Raw genomic sequence first — 25742 nt, 5'->3', positions numbered from 1 at the left:
CTGCGCGCTACGTTCAAACATCACGGCGAGTCAGATCACGAAGCAAGCCTGTCCTTCGGCAGGCTTGCAACCCCGCAGCCGCCACGACGCAGGCGCTGACATACGGGGAGTTTGCTCGGGCCTTTGCTTCGCTCGGCCTATTCCTTTATTGCTTGGGGATCTTGGCCTGGACGATCACGTCGCCCCAGCGCTTGATTTCCGACTGCAGCAATTGCGCGGTCTGCTCGGGCGTGCTGGCTTGGGCCTGGACGTTCATTTCGCGCAGTTTCTGCGTGACTTCGGGAGAGTTCACGGCGGCGGCGATTTCCTTGTTCAGGCGGGCGATGATTTCCGGGGGCGTCTTGGCGGGGGCGGCCAGGGCGTTCCAGGAGGAGGCGACGAAGCCCTTGACGCCTGACTCCTGGGCCGTGGGCACGCCGGGCAGCAGGGCCGAGCGCTTGTCGCCGGTGATGGCCAGCAGGTTGACGGCCTTGGAGTTGATCTGGCCCATGATGGGCGTGAGGATTTCCACGGCCGCGTCGATCTGCTTGCCGCGCAGGGCCGTGACCACGGCAGGGGTGCCGTTGAAGGGCACGATCTGGGCGTCGATGCCGGCGGTGGTCTTGAACAGTTCGGCTGCCAGATGCTGGGTGCTGCCGATGGCGATGCTGCCGATGTTGAGCTTGCCGGGGTTGGCCTTGGCCCAGGCCACCAGCTCGCCCAGGTTCTTGAAGCGCGAGTCGCTGGCGGTGAGCACGCCGATGTCGAAGTAGCCCAGGGTGGAAATCGGCGTGAAGTCCTTGACCATGTCGAAGGGCAGCTGGTTGAACAGCCCCACGGTGACGGCACTGCCGTTGGACATGAGGAACAGCGTGTGCCCGTCGGGCGCGGACTTGGCCACGGTGTCGGCCGCGACGATGCCGCCTGCGCTGGGCTTGTTGTCGATGATGACGGGCTGGCCCAGCTGCGAGGCCAGTTTTTGCGCGACGACGCGCGAGGTGACGTCGGCCACGCCGCCTGCGCCAAAGGGCACGACGATGCGGATGGGCTTGTTCGACAGGGGCTGGGCCTGGCTGGTGATGGCGGCCAGCAGCAGGGCCGCGCAGGCCAGGGCGCTGCGCGTGAAACGGCGTTTGTTCATGGGTCTTTTGTCTCCTGGCCGGCGAGTTTGGCGCAAAAGCGTAGGCCGGCCCAGAGCGCCCGTGTTCTGGCTGCTATGCCTTGGCGCGATAGCTGTGTGACAGCCTCGCCGGTGCCGTATCAGGCGTGCGTGATCCAGCTGCGGTGCTCGTCCGTGTCCAGGTGGTTGAGCGTGTTGAAGGTCTGCAGCATCAGGCGCTTGGGGCTGGTGGTGAACTCGGTCACGGCGCTGTTGCGGATGCGCATGTTCAGCGCAATGGTGACCTCGGGCGAGGTGCCAAGCACATGGCCCACGGCCGTGGAGATGGGGCCGCCGCTGCTGACCAGCAGCACGTTTTCGTCGGCGTGCTCGTGGCGCACGCGCTCCAGCACCTGGCGCACGCCGCCCGAGAAATCATCCCAGCTGGGCATGCCTTTGGGGCTGATGGTGCCGGCCATCCACTGGGCCAGGGCATCGCACAGCAGGCGGAAGTGGTGGCGGTACAGCTCGGGTGTGTCGGGCTTGGGCAGGGGCGCCGGATGAATGGCCTGCAGCAGCGCTCCGCTGTCGTATTCATCGAGGCCTGCAAGCGCCTGGGTGCGGTGTTGCTCGGCAGGCAGGCTGCCCAGGCCGTCGGCGATGCCGGCCAGTGTCTGCGCATGGCGGCGCAGCGTGCCCGTGTAGACCGCGTCGAAGCGCAGGCCGCGCTCTCGCCAGTAGGCCCCAAGCCTTTGCGACTGCGCCGTGCCGCGCTCGCTGAGCTGGTCGTAGTCTTCGGCACCAAACGAGGCCTGGCCATGGCGCACAAGATAGAGGGTTCCCATGGCGCGGATTGTGGCCAGCGCCGGCGCTGGCGTTTGTCCTGCGGGCGACTGGCTGCCGCCTTGGCGACAGATTCCGACAACCCGGCAGGCTCTACAACAGCACCTGGCCGCTCACGCATTCCACGACATGGCCGCCTATCCACAGCGCGCCCTGCGCGTCCTCGCTGACGTGGACGCGCCCGTCGCGCCCCACGCAGCAGCCCTGGCTGGCGATGTAGGGCGCATGCAGCAGGCCTTCGCCGCGCAGCCACAGGGCCAGGCTGGCGTTGAGGCTGCCGGTGACGGGGTCTTCAGTGACGCCGACGGGGCTGGCGAAGCCGCGCACTTCCAGGCTGGGGGCGGCATCCGCCTCGGCTGCGGCTGGCCGCTGGCCCGTGGCAAAGGCGCGGGCCTCGCGGCTGCTGCGGCCGATCAGTGCCGGTGCATCTTGCGCGCTTTCGTACAACGCGCAGGCGCCCACCTTGGTGTTCAGCGCCTTGAGCCTTGCATGGTCGGGCTCCAGCGACAGCACCTGGTCGGGATGCTCGAAGAGCACGCCCATCCAGCGCGGGCCGTTGTCCAGCCAGGCCGCACGCAGGATCTGGCCGCGTTCTGCGCCCAGCGCGGCCGCCACGTCATCCAGCAGGCCGGGCTCCACGTCGCTGATGTCGGTGGACGGTGCCTGGAAGGCCAGGCGCCCGTCCTGGCGCTCGATGCCGATCAGCCCCTTGGCGCATTCCTGCACGATGCGCTGGGCCTGCTGCGGCACGCCGCCCTGCGCCAGCCAGGCATGGCAGCTGCCCAGCGTGGGATGGCCGGCAAAGGGCAGCTCGCCGCCCGGCGTGAAGATGCGCACGCGGTAGTCGGCGCCTGCGGCGCGACCCGCCTCGGTGGGAGGCAGCACGAAGGTGGTCTCGGACAGATTGGTCCAGGCCGCGAAGGACTGCATCTGCGCATCGGTCAATCCGGTGGCGTCGAGCACGACGGCCAGCGGATTGCCCAGGTAGGGCCGTGCCGTGAACACATCCACGGTCATGAAGGGGCGCTGGCTGGGAGCGGCGGTGGAGGTCATGGCAAGGGGCAGGGGTGCGATGGGCAATGCAGGATGAAGAAAGCCGGCGCAAAGCCGGCTTTCAGGGAACAGCCGGGGCTGTGCGTATCAGGCCGACAGCTGCGAGCGGATGGCGTCGGCCAGGGCGGCGATGCCCTTGTCGATCTGCTCGGCCGACACCGTCACGTAGGACAGGCGCAGCGTGTTGGCCTGGGGCTCGTCCGCGTAGAACGGCGCGCCGGGAACGAAGGCCGTGCCGCGTTCGACGGCGGCGGGCAGCAGCTTTTGCGCATCCATGCCCTTGGGCAGGCGAACCCACAGGAACATGCCGCCCACGGGACGGGTCCACTGCACGTCCAGGCCGGCCATTTCGCGTTCCAGCGCGGCCAGCATGGCGTCGCGCTGGCGCTTGTACATGGCGCGGATGGTGGGCACATGGCGGTCCAGGAAGCCGTCCTTGATGACCTCGGAGACCACGCGCTGGTTGAATCCCGGCGTGTGCAGGTCGGCCGCCTGCTTGGCCTGCAGCAGCTTGTTGTAGACGGACTTGGGCGCCACCAGGAAGCCGATGCGCAGGCCCGGGGCCAGCACCTTGGAAAACGAGCCCAGGTAGATCACGCCTTCGGGGTTGCGCGCGGCCAGCGGCAGGGCAGGGGCCTGCTCGAACCACAGGTCGCCGTAGGGGTTGTCCTCAATCAGCGGGATGTTGAGTTCGCGCGCCTTGTCCACCAGGGCCTGGCGGCGTGCCTCGGCCATGGTGCGGCCGGTGGGGTTCTGGAAGTTGGGCAGCACGTAGGCCAGGCGGGCCTTGTCGGAGCCGGTGCCGGCCTTGGCGGCGAAGTCCTCGACGAGGATGCCGTCGTCATCGCTGTCCACGCCCACGGGAATCGGTTCCTGCGGTGCAAAGGCCTGCAGCGCGCCCAGGTAGGTGGGCTTTTCGACCAGCATGCGGCTGCCACGGTCCAGGAAGACCTTGCCGATCAGGTCCAGCGCCTGCTGCGAGCCGGTGGTGATCAGCACCTGGTCGGGGTCCACTTCCCAGGGCAGGAAGTCGGCCACGGCCTGGCGCAGGGGGGCGAAGCCCTCGCTGGTGGCGTACTGCAGGGCCGAGGCGCCATCGCGCTGCATCACGGTCTGGCAGGCCTGGGTGAACTCGTCCAGCGGGAAGGCCAGCGGCGAGGGCAGGCCGCCCGCCATGCTGATGATGCCGGGACGGTCGGTGAGCTTGAGGATTTCGCGGATGGCGGAGGGGTTCATCTTGGCAGCACGGTCTGCCAGCGTCCAGGTCGTCATAAAAAAAGCAGTTCCAGGTCTTTGCGGTGCCCGCCATGCGGGCGGGCTGGTATGGATTGCCATGCCGTCGTGGGGCACGGGCCGGCCGCATGTGAAGAGCGGAGTGCGGATAGTGCGCTCGCTCTTGCGCCGGCAATGAGGGTATTTTGTCGCGGGCGTGAAGGGTCTGCGCATCCTCCCTTCAATAGCTGGGCAGGCCAGTACGGCCTTTGCCTGGGCGTGGGTGGAGGACCCTCATGCGGCCACCATCCATATCGCCGTCAGCGCCAGCATGGTCGCCATGGCACGGTTGAACCACAGCAGCCTGCGTCCCTGGGCCAGCCAGTGGCGCAGCAGTGCGCCCACGCAGGCATACAGCAGATTGCTGAAAAAGGCATAGGCGGCCATGACGGGCAGCACCACGGTCAGGCGCTCGGTCAGGTCGTCGCGCCCGGCCAGCCAGCCGGCCACGATGGCCAGGGCCAGCAGCCAGGCCTTGATGTTCACGAATTGCAGTCCCACGCCCTGCCAGAAGCCCACCTGCAACTGCTGCGGCGATTGCAGCGAAGCCATCTGCGCGCTGCGGCTCAGGCGCCAGGCCATCCACAGCAGGTAGCCGATGCCGGCGGCCTTGACCAGCCACAGCAGCAGCGGCGCCGCGACAATGGCCGCGCCCACGCCGGCCGTGCTCAGCACCAGCAGCACGCACCAGCCCACGGGCACGGCCAGGACGAAGCGCAGCGCCGGGCGCAGGCCGTGGTTGGCGGCCAGGGCCGTGGACAGCGTGGTGTTGGGACCGGGGCTGAAGCTCATGGAAGCGGCGAGCAGCAGCAAGGCGGTGAGTTCGGACGGTGGCATGAGGCGGTGGCCCCGAAGGTCTCCATACAGGCGGCAGGGGCTGTTGGGGAGGAGGGCACGGCAGGCCTTCTCCGCAGCACGAATGCATGAAATATAGGTGCAAGACCTGTACAGTGCCAATACAGTTGGACCCTCAATTGCATGTTCTGTATTGGTGCCTATCCCGATACAGTGACTTTCTGGTGACCCATTCGCAGCCGTTTGCAGTCGTTCGCAGCCGTTCACACCCGTTTCCGTATGACCGTTCCCCTCTCGCGGCTGGCGCCGCAGACCCTGAGCACCCAGCTGGCCGAACGCCTGGGCGAGCGCATCCGCATGCGGCTGCTGCCTGCGGGCGCACGCCTGCCTTCGGTGCGCGAATGCGCGCGCCAGCAGGGCGTGAGCACGCACACGGTGGTGGCCGCCTATGACCTGCTGCAGGCCCAGGGTCTGGTCGAGGCGCGGCCGCAAAGCGGCTTCTTCGTGCGCGACTTCGTGCAGGATGCGCCGCTGCTGCAGCCCGAACAGGCCCGTGCGGTCCCCGCCGAGGAGGCCCCTGGCGTGCCCAAGGGCACGCGCATCAATGCCTCCATGCTGGTGCGCGGCATGTTCCACCAGAGCGTGGGCGGCAGGCCGCAGCCCGGGGCGGGCGTGCTGCCGGCCGAGTGGCTGGAGGCCGGCTTCCTGGCGGCGGCCATGCGCAAGGCCTGCTCGGGCAAGTCCCTGCACGACTCCTGCGTGGGCTACGGCGACCCGCTGGGCGACATCGGCCTACGCGAGGCGCTGTCGCGGCGCCTGGCGCGCCTGGGCATTGCGGCGGCGCCGCAGCACATCATCACCACCATGGGCGCCACACATGGGCTGGACGTGGTCAGCCGCGCCCTGCTGCAGCCGGGCGACCCGGTGATGGTGGAGGAGCCCGGCTGGGCCGTGGAATTCGCGCGCCTGGCATCGCTGGGCATGCGCGTGCTGCCCGTGCCGCGCGGCCCCGACGGGCCGGACCTGGCCGTGATGCAGCGCTACTGCGAAAGCTGCGCACCCAAGCTCTACGTCAGCGTGAGCGTGCTGCACAACCCCACCGGCTACAGCCTGTCACCGGCCAGCGCCCACGAGGTGCTGCAGCTGGCGCGGCGATTCGGCTTCTACGTGGTGGAGGACGATACCTATGGCGAGATCGCGCCCGACCACGCAGCGCGCATGACCGTGCTGGACCGCCTCAGCCACAGCATCTATGTGAGCGGCTTCGCCAAACTGCTGGCACCCAACTGGCGCGTGGGCTACCTGGCGCCCCCGCCCGCCCTGGTGGAGCGCCTGGTGGACACCAAGCTGCTGTCCACGCTCACCACCCCCTCGCTGATGGAACGCGCCCTGGCCCACTGCATGGACCAGGGCCAGCTGCGCCGCCATGCCGAGCGCCTGCGCCAGCACCTGGCCCAGGCCCGCATGCGCAGCGTGGCACTGGCCCAGCAGGCCGGCGCCCGCTTTGCGGCCGAGCCGGCCGGCATGTTCGGCTGGGTGGACACCGGCGTGGACACCGAAACCCTGGCCCAGCGCCTGCTGGACGCCGGCTACTTCATCGCCCCCGGCGCCATGTTCCACGCCGGCCGCCAGCCCAGCACCTGCATGCGCATCAACTTCGCCACCACGCAGGAACCCGCCTTCTGGCGCATCTTCGAACGCGAAGTCCAGGCCATGCGCGGCAGCGCATAGAAAAGGGAATGGGGCAGGAAAGGGAGACGGCGGAGAAGATCGGCATCGCCCCGCAAATCCAGATCAGACCAGGCGCACGGCGCCAAAAACCGGCGCGCCCCAAAGCGCGGGACACCGAGCAAGGGCCGCCCCGCAGCGAGGCTGTCGTCCCCCTCCCCCGCGCAGCGGGTAGAGAGGGGGAAGGCGCGTCAGCGCCTCAGGGGGTGCCCCCAATCAATGCGCCCGCATCTTCGTACGCAAGCGCGCAATCGCCTGGCTGTGCAGCTGGCACACGCGCGATTCGGTCACGCCGAGCACGGCGGCGATTTCCTTGAGGTTCATGTCGTGCTCGTAGTACATGCCCATGATGTACTGCTCGCGCTCGGGCAGGGCCTTGATGGCTTCGACCAGGGCCACGCGCAGGCGGTGGTCGCGCAGCAGCGCAAAGGGATCGGCGCCGCTGTCGGCCACGTGGCGCTCGAGGAAGTCCTCGCCTTCGTCGCCGCCCGACATGTCCTCCAGATACACCAGCTGCGTGCCGCGCACCTTGCCCAGCAGCGACTGGTAGTCGTCCAGGTCCATGCCCAGTTCGTCGGCGATCTCGGATTCCAGCGGCGTGCGCCCCAGGCGCTGCTCCAGGCGGTGCAGCGCGTGCTCGATGTCCTTTTGGCTCTTGCGCGAACTGCGGCTCATCCAGTCGCCTTCGCGCAGCTCATCGAGCATGGCGCCACGGATGCGCTGGCTGGCGAAGGTCTCGAATTGCACGCCCTGCTCGCTCTCGAAGCGGGACAGGGCTTCGGCCAGGCCGATCATTCCGACCTGTATCAGATCATCAAGCTCCACATTGGGAGGCAGCTTGGCGATCATGTGCAGCGCGATCCGGCGTACCAGAGGTACATGCCGACGGATCAGTGCATCGCGGTCGAGTTGGCCTTTGGCGGTGTACATGGCAGTCAGTGGCTCCAGGCATGGGATGCGGGCAGCGGCGCGAAGCCGGCGGCCAGATCCTGGCCGCCATGTGGCAACACGCTGCCCGCATGGTTGAGCAGTTGCAGCGCCAGGCGCTGCAAGTCCGGTGCATGGTGCAGGCGCACGGGCAGCAGTCCCGGCGCATGGCCCAGGTGGCGTTGCGCGCAGCGCATCAGCGCGTCGATCTGGGATTGCAGCTGTTGCGCATCCTCGGCCTGGCTGCGGGCGCCGGTCTGTCCACGGCGCCAATCGTAGCTGGTCACGCCCAGGTCATCGGCGCTGGGCAGCAGCGGCGCCAGCAGGCAGCGCAGGCCGGCATGCACCGCCAACTGCTTGAGCTGGCGGTAGCAGCCCAGCACGCGGGTGCCTTGTTCGGGCAGCACCATCAGCGGGTGCACGGCCTGGCCGGCCAGGTTGCTGGCCAGCGTGTCGGCATTGGCATACAGCATGACGATGGCGTAGCCGCGCACGTGGCGCTGCAGCCATTGCATGGGCGTCATGCCGGCCTGGCGCGCCTGCTGGGGCAGCAGATCCAGGCCCTGGCGCGCCGGCAGCACGGCCACCGAGCTGTGGCGGGGATCGGGGTGCAGGCCGGTACGGGCCTGCCAGGCGCTTTGCTGCAGCAGCTGCGCCAGGCCCGGTGCATCCGGGGATTCGCCCTGGCTGGCGTCCAGCACCAGGACGGGCAGGCCCAGGCGCTGCAGGCTGGCACAGACCGGCCACAGCAGGGATTGTTCGGCCAGGCCCTGCGGGTCGTTGGCCGTGTCGCGCAGCATGGCCAGCACACGCAGGCCCATGGGCGCGGCGGCGCCGGGCTGGCCGTGCAGGCCCAGGCCCTGGTGCAACTGGGGGAAGGTTTCAAGCATGGTGGATCTCGCCTTCCGTGCTGGGGCTGGACGGGGTGAAGAAGAAGTCCAGGTCCAGCGCCTTGGGATCGAAGGCCGAGCGGGTGGCGGCGCGCATGGAGGCGGACACCAGTTGCTGCGCATCGGCGCGTTCCCAGTCTTCGGGCACGCGCTGGCCGTTGGTCACGCCGCGCAGCTGCATCTGGTGGCGGATCAGTGTGTCTACCGACGGGCCCAGCTTCACGGCCTCGTCCACCTTGGTGAGGATGGCCTGGCTGGAGCCGCGCGCCTTGAAGGCCTGCATCACATCGTCCAGCGCATCGCCCTGGCCGGCCGCGTTCACGGCCAGCAGTTTCTGGATGCCGGGCAGGTCCAGCAGGTCGAGGATCTCGTCCTTGCGCGGATCGCGCGGGGCCACGCCCGTGGTGTCGATCAGCACCAGCTGCTTGTTGGCCAGCAGGCCCAGCAGGTCCTGCAGCGCGGCGCGGTCATGGGCCAGGTGGGCCACCACGCCCAGCATGCGGCCGTAGGAGCGCAACTGGTCGTGGGCGCCGACGCGGTAGGTGTCCAGGGTGATCAGGCCGACGCTGGCGGCGCCGTACTTGGCGGCGCACAGGGCAGCCAGCTTGGCCGTGGTCGTGGTCTTGCCCACGCCGGTGGAGCCCACCAGGGCGAAGACGCCGCCTTGCTCGTACAGCGGGGCCTGGTCGGCGTCGGTGCGCAGATTGCGTTCCAGCACCTGCATCAGCCAGCGCACGGCGTCGCCGGCGGACAGGTCCTGGGGCATGTGCTCGACCAGGGCGCGGGCCAGCACGGGGGAGTAGCCCGCACGGATCAGCTTGTGCGTGAGGTTGGCGTGGATGGGGTTCTGGCGCGTCTGGCCCAGCCAGGTCAGGGTGTTGAAGCGCTCTTCGATCAGGTCGCGCACGGACTGCAGCTCATCGCGCAGTGCCTGGGAGGCCATGGTCGGTGCGGGCTCGCTGCGCAGGGTCTCGCGCAGCGGCGCTTCGGCGCTGGCGCGCAACGGGTTGTGGCGGGCCACGGAAGGCGCGGGCTGTGCCTTGAACGGCTGCTGTGCAGCTGTGGGCGCGGCGGCCGGTGCTTCGCGCAGGGCGTCGCCCAGGCTGCGGCGCTGGGCAAAGCTGGGCAGCGGCTCGTCAACGCCGGCTTCGTGGCGGCGGCGCAGCATGCGTTCGCGCACATAGTCCTGGAAGGACAGGGTGCTCATGGCCAGCTGTTCGGTGTCTTCCTGCACGCTTTGGCGCAGGCCGGCCGGCTCGGCACCTTCTGCCGACAGCGAGGCTGCCTGCGAGATGGCCTGCGCAATCGCCGACGACGTTGCCTGGGAAGCACGCGATGGAGCCGCCTGAGCGGCCTGCAGTGCCGGCTGCGCCGTGCGCGGCTGGGTCTGCGCCTGGATCAGCTTGGCCTGCACCTGCGGGCGCAGGCCCGTGGTTTCCTCTGCAGAGCGGCGCTCGATGGCCTGCTGCAGCGGCGTGCTGCTGGCAGCGGCCTTGCTGTGCTCCAGCGTGTCCTCGGCCGTGGCCATGACCTCGACGCCATCGGGCGTGTTGCGGTTGGACAGGATCAGGGTGCCCGCTCCGAAAGCCATGCGCGCCTTGGCCAGGGCCTCGCGGGAGGTGGGGGCGTAGAAGCGTTTGATGTTCATGCGGATGCACCTTTAAGAATCGAGCCGATGCGGATGGTGTGCGTTTCGGGGATCTCGCTGTGGGCGAGAACCTGCAGACGCGGCGCCACGCGACGCACCAGGCGGGCAATGGAATTGCGGATGGAATCGGGAACCAGCAGGCAGGCAGGCAGGCCCAGCTCTTCTTGCTGGTTGGCCATGTCGGCCGCCTTCTGGGTGAGGATCTCGGCCACGCCGGGATCCAGTGAGGGGGAGCCGGGGTTGGACAGGGCCTGCACCAGCAGGCGTTCGAGTCCGGGCTCGATGGCGATGACGTTCAGCTCACGGGTCGGGCCGTAGATCTGCTGGACGATGGACGGCGACAGCGCAATGCGCACGCGGCGGGCCAGCTCGACAGGGTCCTGCGTGGTCGAGGAGTGCTCGGCCAGCGTCTCGATGATGGTGCGGATGTCACGCACGTGCACCGAGTCTTCCAGCAGCAGCTGGAGCACTTTCTGGAACGTCGTGATGGACACCATTTTCGGAATGACTTCTTCGATCAGCTTGGGAGCCAGTTTGGCCACATGCTCCACCAACTGCTGCGTCTCGGTACGGCTGATCAGCTTGGCGGCATGCACTTGCATCAAGTGTGACAAATGGGTGGCCATCACGGTTTCCGAATCAACCACGGTAAAGCCTGCCATTTGTGCCGCTTCCTTCTGGCGTTCGTCGATCCAGTGGGCGGGCAGGCCGAAGGCCGGGTCGGTGGTCTGGGTGCCGATCAGCGGGGTGCTGATGCCGCCCGGATTGATGGCCAGGAACATGCCGGGGAAGGCCTCGCCCTCGCCCACCATCACGCCGCGCAGGGTGATGCGGTAGGCGCTGGGCTTGAGCTCCAGGTTGTCGCGCACATGCACGGCCGGGGGCAGAAAGCCCACTTCCTGGGCGAACTTGCGGCGCACGCCCTTGATGCGGGTCAGCAGGTCGCCCTGGCGGCCCTTGTCCACCAGGGTGATCAGGCGGTAGCCCAGCTCCAGGCCGAGCAGGTCCACCGGCTGCAGGTCGTCCCAGGTGGCTTCGCCGTCGCTGGGCGCGGCCACGGGTGCGGGCGCCTGGGTCTGCTGGGAGGCGCGTTCCTGCTGGCGGCGCGAGAGCATCCAGGCCAGCCAGCCCAGCAGCGCGCCGGTGCACAGGAACACGACGTGGGGCATGCCCGGAATGACGCCCAGCAGGCCCAGCACGCCGGCCGTGATGCCCAGCACCTTGGGCGACATGAACAGCTGCTGCGCGATCTGCTGGCCCATGTCGGTTTCCTTGCCCACGCGCGAGATCACCATGGCCGCGGCCACCGAGATCAGCAGGCCGGGGATCTGCGCGACCAGCGCATCGCCCACGGCCAGCAGGATGTAGCTGTCGGCGGCCTGGCCGGCCGACAGGCCGTGCTGGATCATGCCGATGGCGAAGCCGCCGATGATGTTGATCACCAGGATCAGAATGCCGGCGACCGCGTCGCCGCGCACGAACTTGCTGGCACCGTCCATGGAGCCGAAGAAATTGGCCTCTTCCTGCACCTCGGCGCGGCGGCGCTTGGCTTCCTTTTCGTCGATCAGGCCGGCGTTCAGGTCGGCGTCCACGGCCATCTGCTTGCCGGGCATGGCGTCCAGGGTGAAGCGGGCCGAGACTTCGGCGATACGCTCGGCACCCTTGGTGATCACCACGAAGTTGATCACCACCAGGATGGCGAACACGATCAGGCCGACGGCGAAGTTGCCGCCGATCAGGAAGTGGCCGAAGGCCTCGATCACCGCGCCGGCCGCGCCGGGGCCGGTGTGGCCCTCCAGCAGCACCACGCGGGTGGAGGCCACGTTCAGCGACAGGCGCATCAGCGTGGTCAGCAGCAGCACCGACGGGAAGGCCGCGAAGTCCAGCGGCCGGATCATGTAGGCCGCCACCATCATCACCATCAGCGCCACGGCGATGTTCAGCGTGAAGAAGGTGTCCAGCAGCCACGGCGGAATGGGCAGCACCATCAGTGCCAGGATGGCCACCACCAGCAGCGGCGCCATCAGGCCCTGAGCGAACTTGGCGTTCTCGCTCGACCACATCGATTGCAGGGATTGGAGCGGATTCGTCGTCATGGAGCAGTACCTTCAGTGGTCGCGGCGGCGCCTGGCGCGCGGCGGCCCTGGTGCGGATCGAGTTCGGCGGGCACGACGGGTTCGCCGAGATCGCCAGGCATGGGGCCTTCGCCGCGCAGCGCGGCCTTCAGGCGGTAGACATAGGCCAGGACCTGGGCCACGGCCGTGTACAGCGCGGCGGGAATGGCCTGGTCCAGGTCGGCGTGCGCGTACAGGGCGCGCGCCAGCATGGGGGATTCGAGCACCGGGATCTTGTGGGCGCCGGCGACTTCGCGGATCTTCAGCGCCACCAGGTCCGTGCCCTTGGAGATGACCTGCGGGGCGGCCATGGTCTTTTCGTCGTAGCGCAGGGCCACGGCGTAGTGCGTGGGGTTGGTCACCACGAAGTCGGCGCGCGGCACGGCGTTGACGCTGGCGCGGTCGGCGATCTCGCGCTGCTTCTGGCGGATCTTGCTCTTGATCTGCGGGTTGCCGTCGGATTCCTTGTGCTCCTGCTTGACTTCCTCATGGCTCATCTTCAGGCGCGACTTGAACAGGTAGGCCTGCAGCGGCACGTCGATCACGGCCATCAGGAACACCACCAGCAGCAGCAGGGCGATGCCGCTGGCCAGCCATTGCCCCGTCATGGACAGCGCCATGGCCGAGGGCTGGGAAGAGATGGCGGCGATCTCGGCGAGATGGCCGCTCAGGAACTTCCAGGCCACGAAGGAGAGGATGGCCGTCATCACCACCATCTTCACCACGGTCACCATCTGCTGCTTGGAAAACAGGTTGGTCAGGCCCGACAGCGGATTGAGGCGGTTGAACTGCGGTTGGATGGGCTTGAGGCTCAGGATCCAGCCGCCGGCCAGCATGCCCGACACCAGGGCCGCACCCGTGGTCACGGCGGCAACGACCAGGGAAATCTTCAGGCCCAGGCTGCCCATGGACAGCATGCGCTCCATCATCAGGGCCGGCGTCTTGGCCGTGTGCGCGTCGAAGGCCAATTGCTGAGCCAGTGCCATGCGCAGGTGCTGGATCAGGGGCTCGGCGCCCATCAGCATCATCAGCGCGCCCGTGCCCAGGATGGCCAGGTGCGACAGGTCCCGAGAGCGCGCACCCTGGCCGTCAGAACGCGTTTTCTGCAGTTTGCGTTCGGTGGCGGGAAGGCTTTTGTCTTGGCTGGAGTCCATGGCGCAATGACGGAAGGATTTGCGTCATTGTCGGAACAAGCCAGGCAGGCGAAGCCCCGATAAGCGGGGCTCAAGCGGCGCTTATGTGCTGTCTGCACAAGGGGAGGAACGGCAGCCGCATGGTGCAAGGGCGCCGCGAAGATGGCAGTCAGCCCCTTGCGCCCAAGCGAAAGAGGCTGCCGTGCAATGAGAGGGGAGGCGCCGGGCGCCCCCCGGGGTGATCAGAATCCCAGGCTGGCCAGGAGATCGTCCACCTGGGACTGCGAAGTCACCACATCGGGCGTCTTCTCGGGATCGACCACGGGGCCGGCGAGGTGCTCCTTGGGCTTTTCCAGGGGCTCCAGCGCCGTCTGCTGCGGGTTGGGCGAGGTCTGGATGAGCAACTGCACCAGCTGGTCCTCCAGATCGGCGGCCAGCGAGACCACGCGGGCGATGACCTGGCCCGTGAGATCGTGGAAGTCCTGGGACATCATGATCTCGGTGAGGTGCTCGTCGGCCTGCTGCGTGCCCTGCTCGACTTCCTCCAGGAAGTTCATCACCCGGCCCTTGGCCACGGCCGCCACGGGGTCCTCGACCATCTGTGCCCGCATGGCGCGTACACGCTCGGCCAGCCGGTCCTGCTGGACCTTGGCCAATTCGACGCGGTTCAGAACCTTCTCGGCGGCTTCTCCGGTCAGCCGCGCAATATAGGAAAGGCGGCTTTGCGCGTCCGGCAGCTCTCCCATGCTGCCGCGCAATCGGTCCGCATAGCCCAGCTCGTTGAGCGAGTCATGCAGCTGGCGCGTGAGAACGCCCACCTTGTAGTGGACGCTGTCGGGGACATCCGGGTTGCTCATGGCGCGTGCCCTACAGGCCCAGCTTTTTGAGGATCAGGTTGACTTTCTCTTCCAGCGTGGCCTTGGTGAAGGGCTTGACAATGTAGCCTGCCGCGCCGCCCTGGGCCGCTGCCACGATGTCCTCCTTGCGTGCCTCGGCCGTCACCATCAGCACGGGAAGGTGCTTGAGTTTGTCGTCCTGCTTGATTTCGGTGAGCAGCTGGAAGCCGTTCATGTTGGGCATGTTGATGTCCGTCACCACGAAATCAAACTTGCTGTTGCGCAGCTTGTGCAGTGCCACGACGCCGTCTTCGGCTTCATCGGCTTCGGGAAAGCCGCTCTCCTTGAGCAGATTGCGCACGATGCGCCGCATGGTGGAGAAGTCGTCAACGATCAAAAAACGCAGGGCATTAGCCACGTGAGGCCCTTTCGGTCGGTAGGTGCTCGGTACTGGTAAGAATCCGCCGCGATGGTAACAATATGAAACCTTCTTGGCGCAATGTGGGAATTTTCCTGCTTTTCGGCAGCATCGGGCGCAAACCTTAATTTGTTACACGATCAGGTGACGCGGGCGCGGACGGGGCAGCTGCAGGCGAGGTGGCGGCGGGCTGCGCAGCGGTCTCGCCGATTGCGGATTCGGTGGTGGCCGCATTCGCCGTGCCGCCATTGCCGCCGGCCAATGAGGGCGGCAAGGCGTTGCGTGTCACAGGTCCGCGGTGGCCCAGCAGGCGCTTTTCAGCCTCCTGCGTGAGCACGGTGATGGTGATGCGCCGGTTCTGCGGGGCACGCGGATCATCGGGCAGCAGCAGGTCGCTGCTGGCCAGGCCCGTGATGCGGGCCAGCTGGTTCAGCGGCATGCCGGCCGCCACCAGCTCGCGGCGCGAGGCGTTGGCACGGTCGGACGACAGCTCCCAGTTGCTGTAGCCGCGGTCGGCATTGCCGTAAGGGGCGGCATCGGTATGGCCGGACAGGCTGATGCGGTTTTCCGCGCCCGCCAGGGCCGCGCCCACTTCGCGCAGGATATCGCGCATGTAGGGTTTGACCATGGCGCTGCCACTGTCGAACATGGGGCGGTTTTGTTCGTCCACGATCTGGATCTGCAGGCCGTCGGGCGTCACGTCGGTGCGGATCTGCGAGCGGAATTCGTTCAGGCGCGCATTGCTGGTGATCATCGCGTCCACCTTGGCCTTGAGCGCCTTGATGCGGTTGGAATCCACCTGGGCCTGGTCAGCGCGGCCCGCATCGACGCTGGTGCGCCGGTTGGAGCTGTCCGCTGCCTCCGAGCGCCGCACCTGGCCGTGCACCTTGGCCAGGTCGTTGCCGCCGCCGGGAATCACGCTGGAGCTGTTGCCCGCACCGTCGCCGCCGGCCATCGCCACCTTCAGCGGCGAGGAAAAATACGCCGCAATGCCCTGCAGCTCACCCTTGGCCGTGGAGCCCAGCAGCCACATCAGCAGGAAGAAGGCCATCATCGCGGTCACGAAGTCGGCATAGGCGATCTTCCAGGCACCGCCGTGGGGTGCATGCGCTGTCTTCTTGACGCGCTTGATGATGATCGGCTGTAACTTTTTCTCTGCCATGGCTTGACGCTGCTGGACGCAGGATTACTTCTTGCCCTTGACGTGGGTTTCCAGTTCAAGGAACCCGGGACGTTCGGTGGAGAACAGCACCTTGCGGCCGAACTCGATGGCCGTGGCGGGGTTGTAGCCCTGCATGCTGGCCAGCAAGGTGGTCTTGATGCACTCCAGTTCCTTGGCAGCATCCTGGGCGCGTTGCTCCACCAGGCCGGCCATGGGTTCCACCAGCGCATAGGCCAGCAAAATGCCCAGGAAGGTACCGACCAGGGCCGAGGCGATCATGCCGCCCAGCACGGAAGGCGGCTGGCCCACCGAGCCCATGGTGTTCACCACACCGAGCACGGCCGCAATGATCCCGAAGGCGGGCAGGGCGCCGGCCAGGCGGGTCAACGCATTGACCGGGGCATGCGCTTCGGCGTGATGCGCCTCGATCTCGCTGTCCATCAGCGACTCGATCTCATGGGAGTTGAGGTTGCCCGACACCATCATGCGCAGGTAGTCGGTCAGGAACTCCACCACATGGTGGTCGGCCAGCAGCTCGGGGTACTTGGTGAAGATGGGCGACTCGTTGGGTGCCTCCACATCGCTTTCGATGGACATCAGGCCCTCCTTGCGGGCCTTTTGCAGAATCTCGTACAGCAGGGCCATCAGCTCCATGAAGCGGGCCTTGGTGTAGCGCGAACTCTTCATCACGCCAGGGATGGCCTTGGCCGTGGCCTTGAGCACCTTGGGCTGGTTGCACACGATGAAGGCGCCGATGGCGCCGCCGCCGATGGTCACCATCTCGAAGGGCAGGGCCTTGAGAATGACCTGGACGTTGCCCCCGTGCAGCACATAGGTGCCGAAGATGCAACCGAAGGCGACGATGTATCCGATGATGACAAGCATGGGAGTGGATTGTGAGCGCGCGCGGTGACGGCGTTGGGCTGAAAAGTCGGGTGATTGCTTGTTAGATCGGCAGCTTGGGCCAGGGATGTAGGGTTCACCCGGTGAAGATGCGATCAGACGCATGCATGCTACATGCGCGCTTCGCAATGAAAGCTGGAGAATTCAGGTGTTCGTCGGTCAGATCGCAGCTTCGACGCGGGCATCTGAGAAGACATTAGTGGGTACATGTCGATGCCCTTGCGCGATCGACGGGTCGGCCTGCTTGCAGGCCTGGAGGCAGCCAGCATTTGCCTGACTCCGACGTTCTTTTCCATTCATATGCCCCAGACTGCTCTTGTCATCATCGCGCGCGATGAAGAACGCTCAATAGCCCGCTGCATTGACAGCGTCAAAGACTTCGTGGATGAAGTCCTGGTGCTGGATACGGGCTCCGTGGACCGCACGATGGAGATCGCCCGCAGCTGCGGTGCGCAGGTGCATCGCTTTGAGTGGTGTGATGATTTCGCCGCTGCCCGCAACCGGGCCCTCGATCTGGCGGATGCGAACTGGAACCTGGTTCTCGACGCCGATGAATGGTTGGTTGAGGGCGGCGCGTGGTTGGCAGGGTTGCCGACGATGGAGCGCCAACTCGGAGTTGCCGACGTCCAGAGCCTGTACGAAATGGGCGTGACCGGCTCGGTGAGCCGTTCGCGGATTACCCGGCTTTTGCCACGGGGAGTGCGCTATCAGGGTGTCGTCCACGAACAACCCATGTCTGATCTGCCACGTGTGCTGGTGCCGCTGGTCATTCGGCATGACGGATATCTGCCTGAGCAGATGTCGCGCAAGCAGGGGAGAAACCAGCGCCTTCTTCTGCAGGAGTTGAGTAGAAATCCTCGTGATGCCTATATCAACTACCAACTGGGCGTGGACTTCGAACTGAACAGGGATTTCTCCAAAGCGTGCGCACACTATGGTGTGGCGATGGAGCAACTTGAAGTGTCGAGTGGCTATGAGCACGATCTGTGCGTCAGATACCTTTATTGCCTGGGGCAAGCGGGCCGCCATGAAGAGGGCTTGGCCCTGGCGCAGGCCCAGATGCCGAAATGGCAGGATTCGCCCGATTTCTTTTTCACTCTGGGCGGTGTCCTGCTGGATGCGGCCATTGCCAAACTTGATGGTCAGGTTGAGCACTGGCTTTCGATGGCTCAGGCTTCCTGGGAACGCTGCCTGGAGATCGGAGAGGTGGATGCGTGCCAGCATGGCGGGGTGGCGGGGCGGGGCAGCTATCTTGCGGCGCACAATCTGGCCGTGATGCATGAGCAGCTCGGAAATCTGGACGAGGCCCGGGCTCTGAGGCTGCGCCACCCCATGCCGGCTTCGGGTTCCTGAGATGAGAACTCGGCTCGACAGAGCGGGCGATCAAAAGCGTTAAGAGCTTGTGTCTTTCCGAAGCTCCAGCAGGTGCTTGCCTGTGGGGTCGTGGCTTAGCGGCTTGTGTGTCTCGGAGTGACCAACTGGGCGGTGTGATGTGTCTGGCCGGTTGCAGATGGTGTGGCAAAAGCTGCAACTACACCTGGAAACGGTGTCTGTTTGTGCGTTGCAACTAGGCTGCTTAACAGCGGATTGGTTGGCGGGCAAAAGTGGATAGTTGCCAAAGCTCCATCCTGCCGTGCCATAGCGCATTCTCTGGTCCATAGCCATGCCTTCTTCCGTACTCGCCGAAACTTCCTCGCCACCGGTCAGCATCCCTCAGGAGCTTGCGCGTGTCCGCGCCATGGTCGAGCAAATGCAGTTCATACAGGCGCTGGGTGCACTGTCGCAGCTGGTGGTCCAGGAGCCGCGTAACGCCCATGTGTGGCTGCACATAGGGTTTGTCTATGTGCGCATGGCCATCTGGCACAAGGCCGTTGATGCCCTGCAGGCGGCCCTGGAGATGGAGCCTCGTATGCCCGATGCGCAGCGCCTGCTGGCCCTTGCGCTGTTCAGCACTGGCCAGCGCGAGCAGGCCTGCGACCTCATTGACGAGGCCTGTCGGCACAAAAAGAACGATGGGCAGCATTGGATGATGCGTGCCTACATCCATTCGCACACCAGCAGCGATTCGGCGCGATCGCTGCAAGTGGCCGCTGATTGGGGCAGGCGCTTTTCTGATCCGCTGACGCGCAAGTCAGCGCCGCTGCCAGGGCGCGACCGCAACCCGCGCAAGCGTCTCAAGGTCGGATACGTGACGGCGGATTTTCGCGAGCACTCGGTGGCGTTCTTCATGCGTCCTGTGCTGGCCCACCATGATCCCGAGAACGTCGAAATCCATGTCTACTCCAGCGGCAAGCCCGATTGGGTGACTGCGCAGTTGCGCGCGTTGGTGCCGAATTGGCGCGAGGTTGCCGATCTGACCGAGGTGCAATTGGTTGACCAGATACGTGCTGACGGCATCGACATCCTCGTGGACCTGTCGGGCTTTACCCTTGGCCACCGGATGGAGGTGTTCGCCCGGCGTGCGGCACCAGTGCAAGTGACCTGGCTTGGGTACATGCACACTCTGGGCATGAAGGCCATGGATTACCGTCTGGTGGATGCCGGCATCGCTCCCCCCAGCCATGCTCCTTACTATTCAGAGGCACTGTTCCAACTGAGTTGCATGGCCAGCTATGCGCCACCTGAGTACTCGCCCTTGTGTGAGGAGCCGCCCATGCTGCGCAACGGCTATCCCACGCTGATATCGCTCAATAGTTCATCCAAGATTACAGACCAGATGCTGTCCGTATGGGCGCGCATACTGAACGAGCGCCAGGACGCACGGCTGATCATCATGGTCAAGGAGCAGGAGCCTGAGGCCGCCCAGATCCATATGCTGCCACGCGTGCAAAACGCTGGCATGCCGTTGGATCGTGTCTCGGTGCTGCATCAGCAACCACTGGACCGCTTCATGGAACTGGGGCATATCGCCGATGTGGCGCTGGATACATCACCTGTTTCCGGTGGCACCACTACGTTGCACGCCCTGTGGATGGGGCTGACCATCGTGGCACTGGATGCCGAGCGGGGTGTTGACGCCTCGACAGCACGAACCCTTGTCGGCCTGGGCTTCGGTGGAGAGGTCACCAATAACGAGCAGGAATATGTGCAGGCCGCATTGCAGCTGATGAACGATCCCGAGCGTCTGCGCCAACAGCGACTGACCGCGCGCGCCAGCATGGAGGCCAGCGTGCTGATGAACTATCCCGAGCGGACGGCCGAGCTGGAGAAGGCCTTCCGTCTGATGTGGCTCAACTGGCTGAACGGTGATCGCCGCAATTTGAGTGCGGCCGTTGATCTGGACGCCCTGCTGGCCGAAGCGGACGCTGTCGCATGAACCTCAATCGACCCACGAACATGGATCCCATTCCGCTTCTGGTGCCCGACATGCCTGCGCCGCAGGCCTTGTTGCCTTGGTTGGAGCGCATGCATGCGGCGCGGCACTATTCCAACTTTGGCCCGTTGGTACAGGAGTTGGAGGCGGCGTTCGCTCATCGATTTGCTGTGCCCAGTGATGCTCTGACAACGGTGGCGAATGCCACGCTGGGGCTGGAGCTGGTGCTGCAGGCGCTGGATCTGCCCCGCGGCTCACGTGTGCTGGTCCCGTCCTTGACTTTTGTGGCCACTGCCACTGCGGTGATCCGTGCAGGCCACGTGCCCGTGATCGGTGATGTGGATCCTGCCAGCTGGATGCTGACCCCTGCCATTGCATACGCGGCCTGCAAGCAGATGCGCATCGATGCGGTGTTGCCCGTCGCCACTTTTGGTATGCCCTATGACATGCAGGCATGGCAGCAGTTTGAATTGGAAACCGGATTGCCCGTAGTCATCGATGCAGCTGCTGCCTATGGAAGCCAGTGGTTGCAAGGCGCGCAGGGCACCTTGGTCTTCAGTCTGCACACCACCAAAAGCCTGCCGGCCGGCGAAGGCGGGCTCATCGTTTCCACGCGCCCAGGCTTGGCTGCCAGGGTGCGCCAACTCTCCAATTTCGGCATCAATCTGGACCCCGCTGCAGGATTGCCGATCGGTTCGCTGGCTTCCATGGGCAGCAATGCCAAGATGAGCGAATACCATGCAGCCATCGGCTTGGCTTCGCTGCAAGTCTGGGACGAGCACGCAAGGCAGAGGCGCGAGTTACAGGCCGAACTGATCGCTGCATTGAATGAGGCCAGTGGCCACAGCTTGTCCTGGCAAGCACAGGGTAGCGGTGGTTACCTGACGGCGCCTTCCCTGCTGTGCACACGCCTGCCGGGGGAGGCCGCGCGCGCAGCACTAGAGGCGGGCTGCCAGGCAGCCCGCATCGCAACTCGCCGTTGGTATCAGCCGCTGTTGCAACAGATGCCGGTGCTGGAGTCACAGTGCCTGCGGTTGGAAATACGCCATGCATGTGAACTGGGAGAGACGCTGCTGGGCCTGCCGTTTTTTCTGGACATGACACGGGATCAGCGCCAGCGCCTGTGCGACGTGGTGACCCAGAGCCTGCAGGGAAACTGCCCTCCCAGTCCAAGCCAACCTTTGCGCGCGCCAGCCCCAGTCACGCTGGCTGATTGAAGCGGGACATGCATGTGACCATGCATGAATGCCTTGATCACGAATAGAAGTACAGGCAGGTGTCCCAGCGGAAATGGGTGTGGTGGCGCAGTCCTATCTTGTATCCGGGCTGCTGCTGCATGACATAGTCCGTGATCTCCAGCAGATCGGATGTCCGGTGGTAGGCGGAGATGGCCAGCTTGGGCGCATGGTTCTTCAGTGACTGGCGGGCACCCTTGAGGGCAGACAGTTCTGCACCCTCCACGTCCATCTTGATGAAGCTGGGCGCATCGTCAATGATTTCATCTATCGGGCGCACGTCGATCATGTCCTCCTCGCTGCACGCTGAATCGGCCGCGTGGATGGAGCTGCCATGGCCTCCTTCGTGCTTGAAGGGAACCCTGCATGGGGTTTCGCCCACGCCGCAACCGTGGATGCTGGTTCTTGAGGCCAGTGCCGAGCCTTCGTAACGGCGGCGCAAAGCCTGCAGCGTCTGGATGTTGAATCGATCAGGCTCGATCAGCCAGCTATGGGCGAAATCTCCGTCGGTGACCTCGGCAAGACCCATAAGCGCTTCGCCCACAGAGGCTCCGCAGTCCACCATCTTTTCCGATTTTCCGAAGCTCAACAGGCCAGACCTGAAATAGAGTGCTGAATAGGGGCGCTCGATTTCATAGTAGTGGCTTGGATCGCAGGTAAGCCGGTAATTCAGGATCGAATAAAGTGTTTGTACTGAATAACCATCCGACAGGCGCTGGGCCAGTTGCTGGTATCTTTCGACGTTGTCTGCGATATATGGGCCCCAGTCGTCGAGCCGGAAATCGAGCAGACCGCTGATGCCAAATGCTCTGACGAATTGCTCAAAACTCAAGTGTGGAATCCCATTGGTACGGCACACATGGTTGAAGAAGAACTTCGGCTTGTCGTGGCCGCAGGTGTTGATGGCTACCGCATCACTCTGCCCGCGGGCTTTGGAAAGAAAGGCTTCGGTGGAGATTAATGGAATTCCACGATGCGTGGATTCCTTTTGGCAGAGAAAATCATCAACGACTGCCTCGACAACGAATTTTCCCTGGCGAGAGATTCGGATGATATCTTCCGAAAATCCTCTGCTGCCCAAAATAAAAACCCGTACGGATGGACCTTGCCGGGAAATGATGTCGCAAAGGTCCTGGGGAATGCCGAGCAGTGGATTATATCGCAGTGCTGTTGCTGATTCGAGAAATATTGCCTCCAGCTTGGAAGTGTGAATATCTGAGTGGGTTTGATTTTTCTTCATGATGCGAAGCTATTTCTATGTGCCCGGGTAAACGTATATCGGTTCGCCGTATCTCAGATCAAAAACCGTTTTGCTGGGGATGTCTTCATGATAAAGACGGGGCCAACCCAACTCACAGCCTCGTCCCACTGTGATGCCTTTCTTGATCATCGCCCCCATGCGTAAAATGCTATGCGCACCGATTTCTACGTTCGCGCCCACTTGCACGCCATTTTCGATCCAGCAGGACGTTTTGATGACGCTGTTGGCTCCAATCTGAACGCCGTTGTGGATGATGGTATTGAAGCCTATGCGGCTGCCATGGCCGATGCTGCAATGGTGACCAATGAAGCAGTTAGGGCCGATGAGGGCGTTCTGCGCCACGCTGGCCATGGGACTGATGAAGGGCTCCAGTTCCAGGCCGCGCTCCATGGCCGCCTGCATCAGTTCCATGCGTTTGAAGTTGCCGAAGCTCTCGTGAAAGGCCACAAAGGCACTGCCTTGTTGAGGATCCAGGCTGTCGAGCACGGAGTAATCGAACTCATAGTCTTCGCTTTGACAGACTTCGACTTTTTCAATTCGTTCATCAGGGCGTATCTGTTTCCATGCATGAAAAGAGGTATCCAGAAAATCACCGCAACCGATGATCCATCTAAATTTCATGGTCCGTCTCCATCAGAGTGGTGTACCAGCGCTCTATATTCCGGTTGGTGTACTCATAAGCACCTTGTGTAGGAAGAGGGGCTGTATCATGCAGGACAGATTGGATGCCTTCTAGGATGGCAATATCCTCTCCGACAATCTGCTTGCTGTAGTGCATATGTGATAGCAGCACCTGGCCCGAATAAGCGTAGGGGGCCTTCTTTCGGGCCGTCATGAAGAAAATTTCCACATCTGTCTGGCCGGGAGAGATTGGTACGTGATGCTCAATGGTGAAAGAGTAGCCCCCATTTCCGCAGGCTATGTGCAGATTGGGATAGGCTAGCCAGTTGAAATAGGCATCGGTATCTCCCCAGCGCTCCACCTTATCCAGCCATGGAACCCTTCTAATGGGGTCAATCTCTCCTTCTGGCCCTCCATAGCTGAATTCGCGAATTTCCTTTCGAAGACCAGCCGTTGATCCATCGAGCTGTGGCTTTTCTAGAGGCTCACCGTCTTGTGCAGCGAACGGGAAGCTGGCAACCTTGGCTAGGCTCTTAGGGTGAAGGTATTTCACATGATTGAAGTCGCGCAGATTCTCATAGACAAGCTTCCAATTGAATTTGGCATGCCAAGTGGTCATCATGACTTCGCTGTCATAGGATTCGGCACTGCTTTGCAGTAGTTCGATGAATTGGGCAGAGAACTGCTCCTCGAACTTCATGGGGTCGGATGACAGATTGATGAACAGCAGGCCGCCAATCTGCCTGAGAGAAAATTCCCGTAATTTCAGGGATTTTTTTTCGCAGGCATCGAGTCGATAGATTGCATCGCAATCTGGGATATTCTTCACCTGACCTTGGCTGTCATAGCTCCAGGCGTGATAGGCGCAAACCAACGGACGTGTGCCCGTGAAACCTTGCTGCAACGGTGCGCTGCGATGCAGGCAGATGTTCTCGAAAGCGCGCAACTCTCCGTTGAAATTCTGAATGACTACGGGAATGCCCGCGATCTTGCGTGTGATGAAAGAATGGTTCTTGGGTAACAGTGAGGCAAGGCCTGCGAACAGCCACACCTTGCGAAAGATCTTTTGCTGTTCGCGCTCGAAGATTTCCTGAGACAAATAATATTTTGGGTGCATGCGCGAGCGCATAAGAGATTTCCTGTCGGCTTCGGGTTTTTAGAAGATCACGCGTGCAGGATTGCCGAACACGGTGGAGCCGGCGGGCACGTTCTTGAGCACTACAGAACCGGCGCCCACGGTCGCGCCTTCGCCAACTTTGATGCCCGGCGTGATCGTGGCGTGCGGATGCACGATGGCATAGTCGCCGATTTGTGCACCTCCCCCGATGAAGGTCATGGCGCCTATCTGCGCATAGTTGCCGATATGCACGTCATGACCTATGACGGTGCCGCTGTGTATGTTGGCAAAGTCGCCGATGTGGACATCAGGGCTGACTTGCACGCGTGGCGCCCAGAAGCAGCCTGTTCCAAGATGCACGCGCACGCTCAGGTAGCCTACGGTGTTGTAAGGGGTGCGTACGTGCATGAATTCACCCCCTTTATCCAGTATGGGCTGGGAAAACTGCTGGCGTGGGCGTGGCAGGCCGATGGCGCAGACGAATGCTTCGTCCGGCTGCGGCATGTGGGTCAGGGGGCTTCCGACGATGGTCAGGCCGCAGTCAATGCCGTTGAGCATGTGGGGCCGTGTATCCAGAAAGCCGGCGATCTTCCAGTCCTGGCCATGCTCGACCGCATCACACATCTGGACAAGGACTTCCCGGCCCCAGCCACCAGCACCAATGATGTAGACCCTTTTCATCAGTGCGCTGCTCCGCCATCCAGGATCAGGCTGGTTCCTGTCACCCACCGGCTGGCATCGGACAGCAGGTAGATGGCTGCATGGGCAACGTCATCGGGCGTGCCATGGCCCAGCGGATGGAGAGCCTTGTCTGCCACCAGGATCTGCTGGCCCGACTCGGCAGGCGGCGTGCCAATGACTGCGGGTGAGATGCCGTTGACGCGGATTTTCTGAGAAGCCTGTTCCAGTGCGAGGCATTTGATGAGACCCCACAGCCCGGCCTTCATGGCTGCATAAGGGCCTAGCCGTTCCATGCCGCTGTGCGCAGCGGTGGATAGCATGAAGACGATGGAGCCTTTTTGCGCCACGGCGCCGACCTGCAGCAGGTGCTGGGTGAGCATCACAGGAGCCAGGAAATTGATCTGGTACATGCGCGTCATGAGTTCTTCGGTCAGTGCATTGACAGGGGTTGCCTGATGCAGTCCTGCGCAGTGCAGCAGACCATGGATGCCAATGCTGGCCTGGACCACGCGGTCCCGGTCCTTGGGCAGGGTCAGGTCGGCCGTGATCTGCACATGGCCTTCGCCCTGCAGAGCTTCATGGCATTGCCTCAGCCTGTCCGCATCACGCCCGGTGATCACCAAGCGAGCACCTCTTCGCGCCAGTGTGATAGCGATGTGCCGGCCCAGGCCTGAAGAGGCACCTGTGACCAGCACTGTCTTTCCTTGCATGGAA

23 protein-coding genes are annotated in these 25742 nt (G+C 64.1%); 4 read left to right on the top strand and 19 right to left on the bottom strand.

Annotated elements, in window-relative coordinates; all coding sequences use genetic code 11:
- Positions 1-145: 145 nt before the first annotated feature.
- From BW39_RS14805 to BW39_RS14785, 5 genes are all read right to left on the bottom strand, one after another.
- Complete coding sequence (locus tag BW39_RS14805) at positions 146-1120, bottom strand: Bug family tripartite tricarboxylate transporter substrate binding protein (RefSeq protein ID WP_043822598.1); 975 nt, start codon at positions 1118-1120, stop codon at positions 146-148.
- Positions 1121-1239: 119 nt separating this feature from the next.
- A complete protein-coding gene (locus BW39_RS14800) occupies positions 1240-1923 on the bottom strand; it encodes a histidine phosphatase family protein (protein ID WP_034398008.1) in 684 nt (227 codons plus the stop codon).
- 91 nt (positions 1924-2014) lie between these two features.
- The gene (locus BW39_RS14795) at positions 2015-2974 is read right to left on the bottom strand and encodes a PhzF family phenazine biosynthesis protein (protein ID WP_043822604.1); all 960 of its coding nucleotides are present in this window, start codon (positions 2972-2974) and stop codon (positions 2015-2017) included.
- 87 nt (positions 2975-3061) lie between these two features.
- On the bottom strand, positions 3062-4246 hold the full coding sequence (locus tag BW39_RS14790) for an aminotransferase-like domain-containing protein (RefSeq protein ID WP_043822595.1): 1185 nt from the start codon (positions 4244-4246) through the stop codon (positions 3062-3064).
- A 234-nt stretch (positions 4247-4480) separates the two neighbouring features.
- Entirely contained in the window at positions 4481-5083 is a 603-nt protein-coding gene (locus tag BW39_RS14785) for a LysE family translocator (protein WP_043822593.1), read from the bottom strand.
- A 237-nt stretch (positions 5084-5320) separates the two neighbouring features.
- Between BW39_RS14785 and BW39_RS14780 the strand changes: the two genes are divergently transcribed.
- On the top strand, positions 5321-6772 hold the full coding sequence (locus BW39_RS14780) for an aminotransferase-like domain-containing protein (protein ID WP_034398015.1): 1452 nt from the start codon (positions 5321-5323) through the stop codon (positions 6770-6772).
- A 213-nt stretch (positions 6773-6985) separates the two neighbouring features.
- Here BW39_RS14780 and BW39_RS14775 read toward each other — a convergent pair whose 3' ends face one another.
- The 9 genes from BW39_RS14775 to motA all read right to left on the bottom strand — a co-directional run bounded on the left by BW39_RS14775 (position 6986) and on the right by motA (position 16782).
- Positions 6986-7699: an RNA polymerase sigma factor FliA gene (locus tag BW39_RS14775; protein ID WP_012202528.1), complete on the bottom strand. Its 714-nt coding sequence runs from the start codon at positions 7697-7699 to the stop codon at positions 6986-6988.
- 5 nt (positions 7700-7704) lie between these two features.
- Positions 7705-8586 carry a hypothetical protein gene (locus BW39_RS14770; protein WP_012202529.1) on the bottom strand — a complete coding sequence of 294 codons (882 nt, stop codon included), beginning with the start codon at positions 8584-8586 and terminating at the stop codon, positions 7705-7707.
- A complete protein-coding gene (flhF, locus tag BW39_RS14765; RefSeq protein ID WP_043822590.1) occupies positions 8579-10234 on the bottom strand; it encodes a flagellar biosynthesis protein FlhF in 1656 nt (551 codons plus the stop codon). The genes BW39_RS14770 and flhF overlap by 8 nt, the downstream gene beginning before the upstream one ends.
- Positions 10231-12330 carry a flagellar biosynthesis protein FlhA gene (gene flhA / locus BW39_RS14760; RefSeq protein WP_012202531.1) on the bottom strand — a complete coding sequence of 700 codons (2100 nt, stop codon included), beginning with the start codon at positions 12328-12330 and terminating at the stop codon, positions 10231-10233. The genes flhF and flhA overlap by 4 nt, the downstream gene beginning before the upstream one ends.
- Entirely contained in the window at positions 12327-13502 is a 1176-nt protein-coding gene (locus tag BW39_RS14755; RefSeq protein ID WP_043822588.1) for an EscU/YscU/HrcU family type III secretion system export apparatus switch protein, read from the bottom strand. Before BW39_RS14755 ends, flhA begins: the two co-directional genes overlap by 4 nt.
- 221 nt (positions 13503-13723) lie before the next feature.
- Positions 13724-14338 carry a protein phosphatase CheZ gene (locus BW39_RS14750; RefSeq protein WP_012202533.1) on the bottom strand — a complete coding sequence of 205 codons (615 nt, stop codon included), beginning with the start codon at positions 14336-14338 and terminating at the stop codon, positions 13724-13726.
- A gap of 10 nt (positions 14339-14348) precedes the next feature.
- Entirely contained in the window at positions 14349-14735 is a 387-nt protein-coding gene (gene cheY / locus BW39_RS14745) for a chemotaxis response regulator CheY (protein ID WP_012202534.1), read from the bottom strand.
- Between the two features lie 124 nt (positions 14736-14859).
- Positions 14860-15897: a flagellar motor protein MotB gene (gene motB / locus BW39_RS14740; RefSeq protein WP_043822586.1), complete on the bottom strand. Its 1038-nt coding sequence runs from the start codon at positions 15895-15897 to the stop codon at positions 14860-14862.
- 24 nt (positions 15898-15921) lie between these two features.
- Entirely contained in the window at positions 15922-16782 is an 861-nt protein-coding gene (gene motA, locus BW39_RS14735; RefSeq protein WP_012202536.1) for a flagellar motor stator protein MotA, read from the bottom strand.
- A gap of 225 nt (positions 16783-17007) precedes the next feature.
- Between motA and BW39_RS14730 the strand changes: the two genes are divergently transcribed.
- The 3 genes from BW39_RS14730 to BW39_RS14720 all read left to right on the top strand — a co-directional run bounded on the left by BW39_RS14730 (position 17008) and on the right by BW39_RS14720 (position 21330).
- Complete coding sequence (locus BW39_RS14730) at positions 17008-18153, top strand: glycosyltransferase family 2 protein (RefSeq protein WP_235264209.1); 1146 nt, start codon at positions 17008-17010, stop codon at positions 18151-18153.
- Between the two features lie 310 nt (positions 18154-18463).
- A complete protein-coding gene (locus BW39_RS14725) occupies positions 18464-20116 on the top strand; it encodes an O-linked N-acetylglucosamine transferase, SPINDLY family protein (protein ID WP_043822584.1) in 1653 nt (550 codons plus the stop codon).
- On the top strand, positions 20113-21330 hold the full coding sequence (locus tag BW39_RS14720; RefSeq protein ID WP_052155344.1) for a DegT/DnrJ/EryC1/StrS family aminotransferase: 1218 nt from the start codon (positions 20113-20115) through the stop codon (positions 21328-21330). The genes BW39_RS14725 and BW39_RS14720 overlap by 4 nt, the downstream gene beginning before the upstream one ends.
- A gap of 37 nt (positions 21331-21367) precedes the next feature.
- Here BW39_RS14720 and BW39_RS14715 read toward each other — a convergent pair whose 3' ends face one another.
- From BW39_RS14715 to BW39_RS14695, 5 genes are read right to left on the bottom strand one after another with little or no spacing between them, the layout of a single operon-like run.
- Complete coding sequence (locus BW39_RS14715; RefSeq protein WP_052155343.1) at positions 21368-22588, bottom strand: FkbM family methyltransferase; 1221 nt, start codon at positions 22586-22588, stop codon at positions 21368-21370.
- Positions 22589-22603: 15 nt separating this feature from the next.
- Complete coding sequence (locus tag BW39_RS14710; protein WP_043822582.1) at positions 22604-23230, bottom strand: DapH/DapD/GlmU-related protein; 627 nt, start codon at positions 23228-23230, stop codon at positions 22604-22606.
- Positions 23220-24359: an aromatic ring-hydroxylating oxygenase subunit alpha gene (locus BW39_RS14705; RefSeq protein WP_043822580.1), complete on the bottom strand. Its 1140-nt coding sequence runs from the start codon at positions 24357-24359 to the stop codon at positions 23220-23222. The genes BW39_RS14710 and BW39_RS14705 overlap by 11 nt, the downstream gene beginning before the upstream one ends.
- Before the next feature lie 27 nt (positions 24360-24386).
- Complete coding sequence (locus tag BW39_RS14700; RefSeq protein ID WP_043822578.1) at positions 24387-25028, bottom strand: acetyltransferase; 642 nt, start codon at positions 25026-25028, stop codon at positions 24387-24389.
- On the bottom strand, positions 25028-25738 hold the full coding sequence (locus tag BW39_RS14695) for an SDR family NAD(P)-dependent oxidoreductase (protein ID WP_231890621.1): 711 nt from the start codon (positions 25736-25738) through the stop codon (positions 25028-25030). The genes BW39_RS14700 and BW39_RS14695 overlap by 1 nt, the downstream gene beginning before the upstream one ends.
- Positions 25739-25742 lie beyond the last annotated feature (4 nt).

The sequence above is a fragment of the Delftia sp. RIT313 genome, from assembly GCF_000632165.1.
GTDB classification, from domain to species: domain Bacteria; phylum Pseudomonadota; class Gammaproteobacteria; order Burkholderiales; family Burkholderiaceae_C; genus Comamonas; species Comamonas acidovorans.
The sequence above is the reverse complement of the archived record's forward strand: the minus strand, read 5'-3'. Positions and strand labels throughout refer to the sequence as shown.

Bases quoted from the DNA above. Each gene is read 5' to 3' on its own strand.
- BW39_RS14805 (WP_043822598.1), bottom strand. From the start codon at position 1,120: ATGAACAAACGCCGTTTCACGCGCAGCGCCCTGGCCTGCGCGGCCCTG.
- BW39_RS14800 (WP_034398008.1), bottom strand. From the start codon at position 1,923: ATGGGAACCCTCTATCTTGTGCGCCATGGCCAGGCCTCGTTTGGTGCC.
- BW39_RS14795 (WP_043822604.1), bottom strand. From the start codon at position 2,974: ATGACCTCCACCGCCGCTCCCAGCCAGCGCCCCTTCATGACCGTGGAT.
- BW39_RS14790 (WP_043822595.1), bottom strand. From the start codon at position 4,246: ATGACGACCTGGACGCTGGCAGACCGTGCTGCCAAGATGAACCCCTCC.
- BW39_RS14785 (WP_043822593.1), bottom strand. From the start codon at position 5,083: ATGCCACCGTCCGAACTCACCGCCTTGCTGCTGCTCGCCGCTTCCATG.
- BW39_RS14780 (WP_034398015.1), top strand. From the start codon at position 5,321: ATGACCGTTCCCCTCTCGCGGCTGGCGCCGCAGACCCTGAGCACCCAG.
- BW39_RS14775 (WP_012202528.1), bottom strand. From the start codon at position 7,699: ATGTACACCGCCAAAGGCCAACTCGACCGCGATGCACTGATCCGTCGG.
- BW39_RS14770 (WP_012202529.1), bottom strand. From the start codon at position 8,586: ATGCTTGAAACCTTCCCCCAGTTGCACCAGGGCCTGGGCCTGCACGGC.
- flhF (WP_043822590.1), bottom strand. From the start codon at position 10,234: ATGAACATCAAACGCTTCTACGCCCCCACCTCCCGCGAGGCCCTGGCC.
- flhA (WP_012202531.1), bottom strand. From the start codon at position 12,330: ATGACGACGAATCCGCTCCAATCCCTGCAATCGATGTGGTCGAGCGAG.
- BW39_RS14755 (WP_043822588.1), bottom strand. From the start codon at position 13,502: ATGGACTCCAGCCAAGACAAAAGCCTTCCCGCCACCGAACGCAAACTG.
- BW39_RS14750 (WP_012202533.1), bottom strand. From the start codon at position 14,338: ATGAGCAACCCGGATGTCCCCGACAGCGTCCACTACAAGGTGGGCGTT.
- motB (WP_043822586.1), bottom strand. From the start codon at position 15,897: ATGGCAGAGAAAAAGTTACAGCCGATCATCATCAAGCGCGTCAAGAAG.
- motA (WP_012202536.1), bottom strand. From the start codon at position 16,782: ATGCTTGTCATCATCGGATACATCGTCGCCTTCGGTTGCATCTTCGGC.
- BW39_RS14730 (WP_235264209.1), top strand. From the start codon at position 17,008: ATGTCGATGCCCTTGCGCGATCGACGGGTCGGCCTGCTTGCAGGCCTG.
- BW39_RS14725 (WP_043822584.1), top strand. From the start codon at position 18,464: ATGCCTTCTTCCGTACTCGCCGAAACTTCCTCGCCACCGGTCAGCATC.
- BW39_RS14720 (WP_052155344.1), top strand. From the start codon at position 20,113: ATGAACCTCAATCGACCCACGAACATGGATCCCATTCCGCTTCTGGTG.
- BW39_RS14715 (WP_052155343.1), bottom strand. From the start codon at position 22,588: ATGAAGAAAAATCAAACCCACTCAGATATTCACACTTCCAAGCTGGAG.
- BW39_RS14710 (WP_043822582.1), bottom strand. From the start codon at position 23,230: ATGAAATTTAGATGGATCATCGGTTGCGGTGATTTTCTGGATACCTCT.
- BW39_RS14705 (WP_043822580.1), bottom strand. From the start codon at position 24,359: ATGCGCTCGCGCATGCACCCAAAATATTATTTGTCTCAGGAAATCTTC.
- BW39_RS14700 (WP_043822578.1), bottom strand. From the start codon at position 25,028: ATGAAAAGGGTCTACATCATTGGTGCTGGTGGCTGGGGCCGGGAAGTC.
- BW39_RS14695 (WP_231890621.1), bottom strand. From the start codon at position 25,738: ATGCAAGGAAAGACAGTGCTGGTCACAGGTGCCTCTTCAGGCCTGGGC.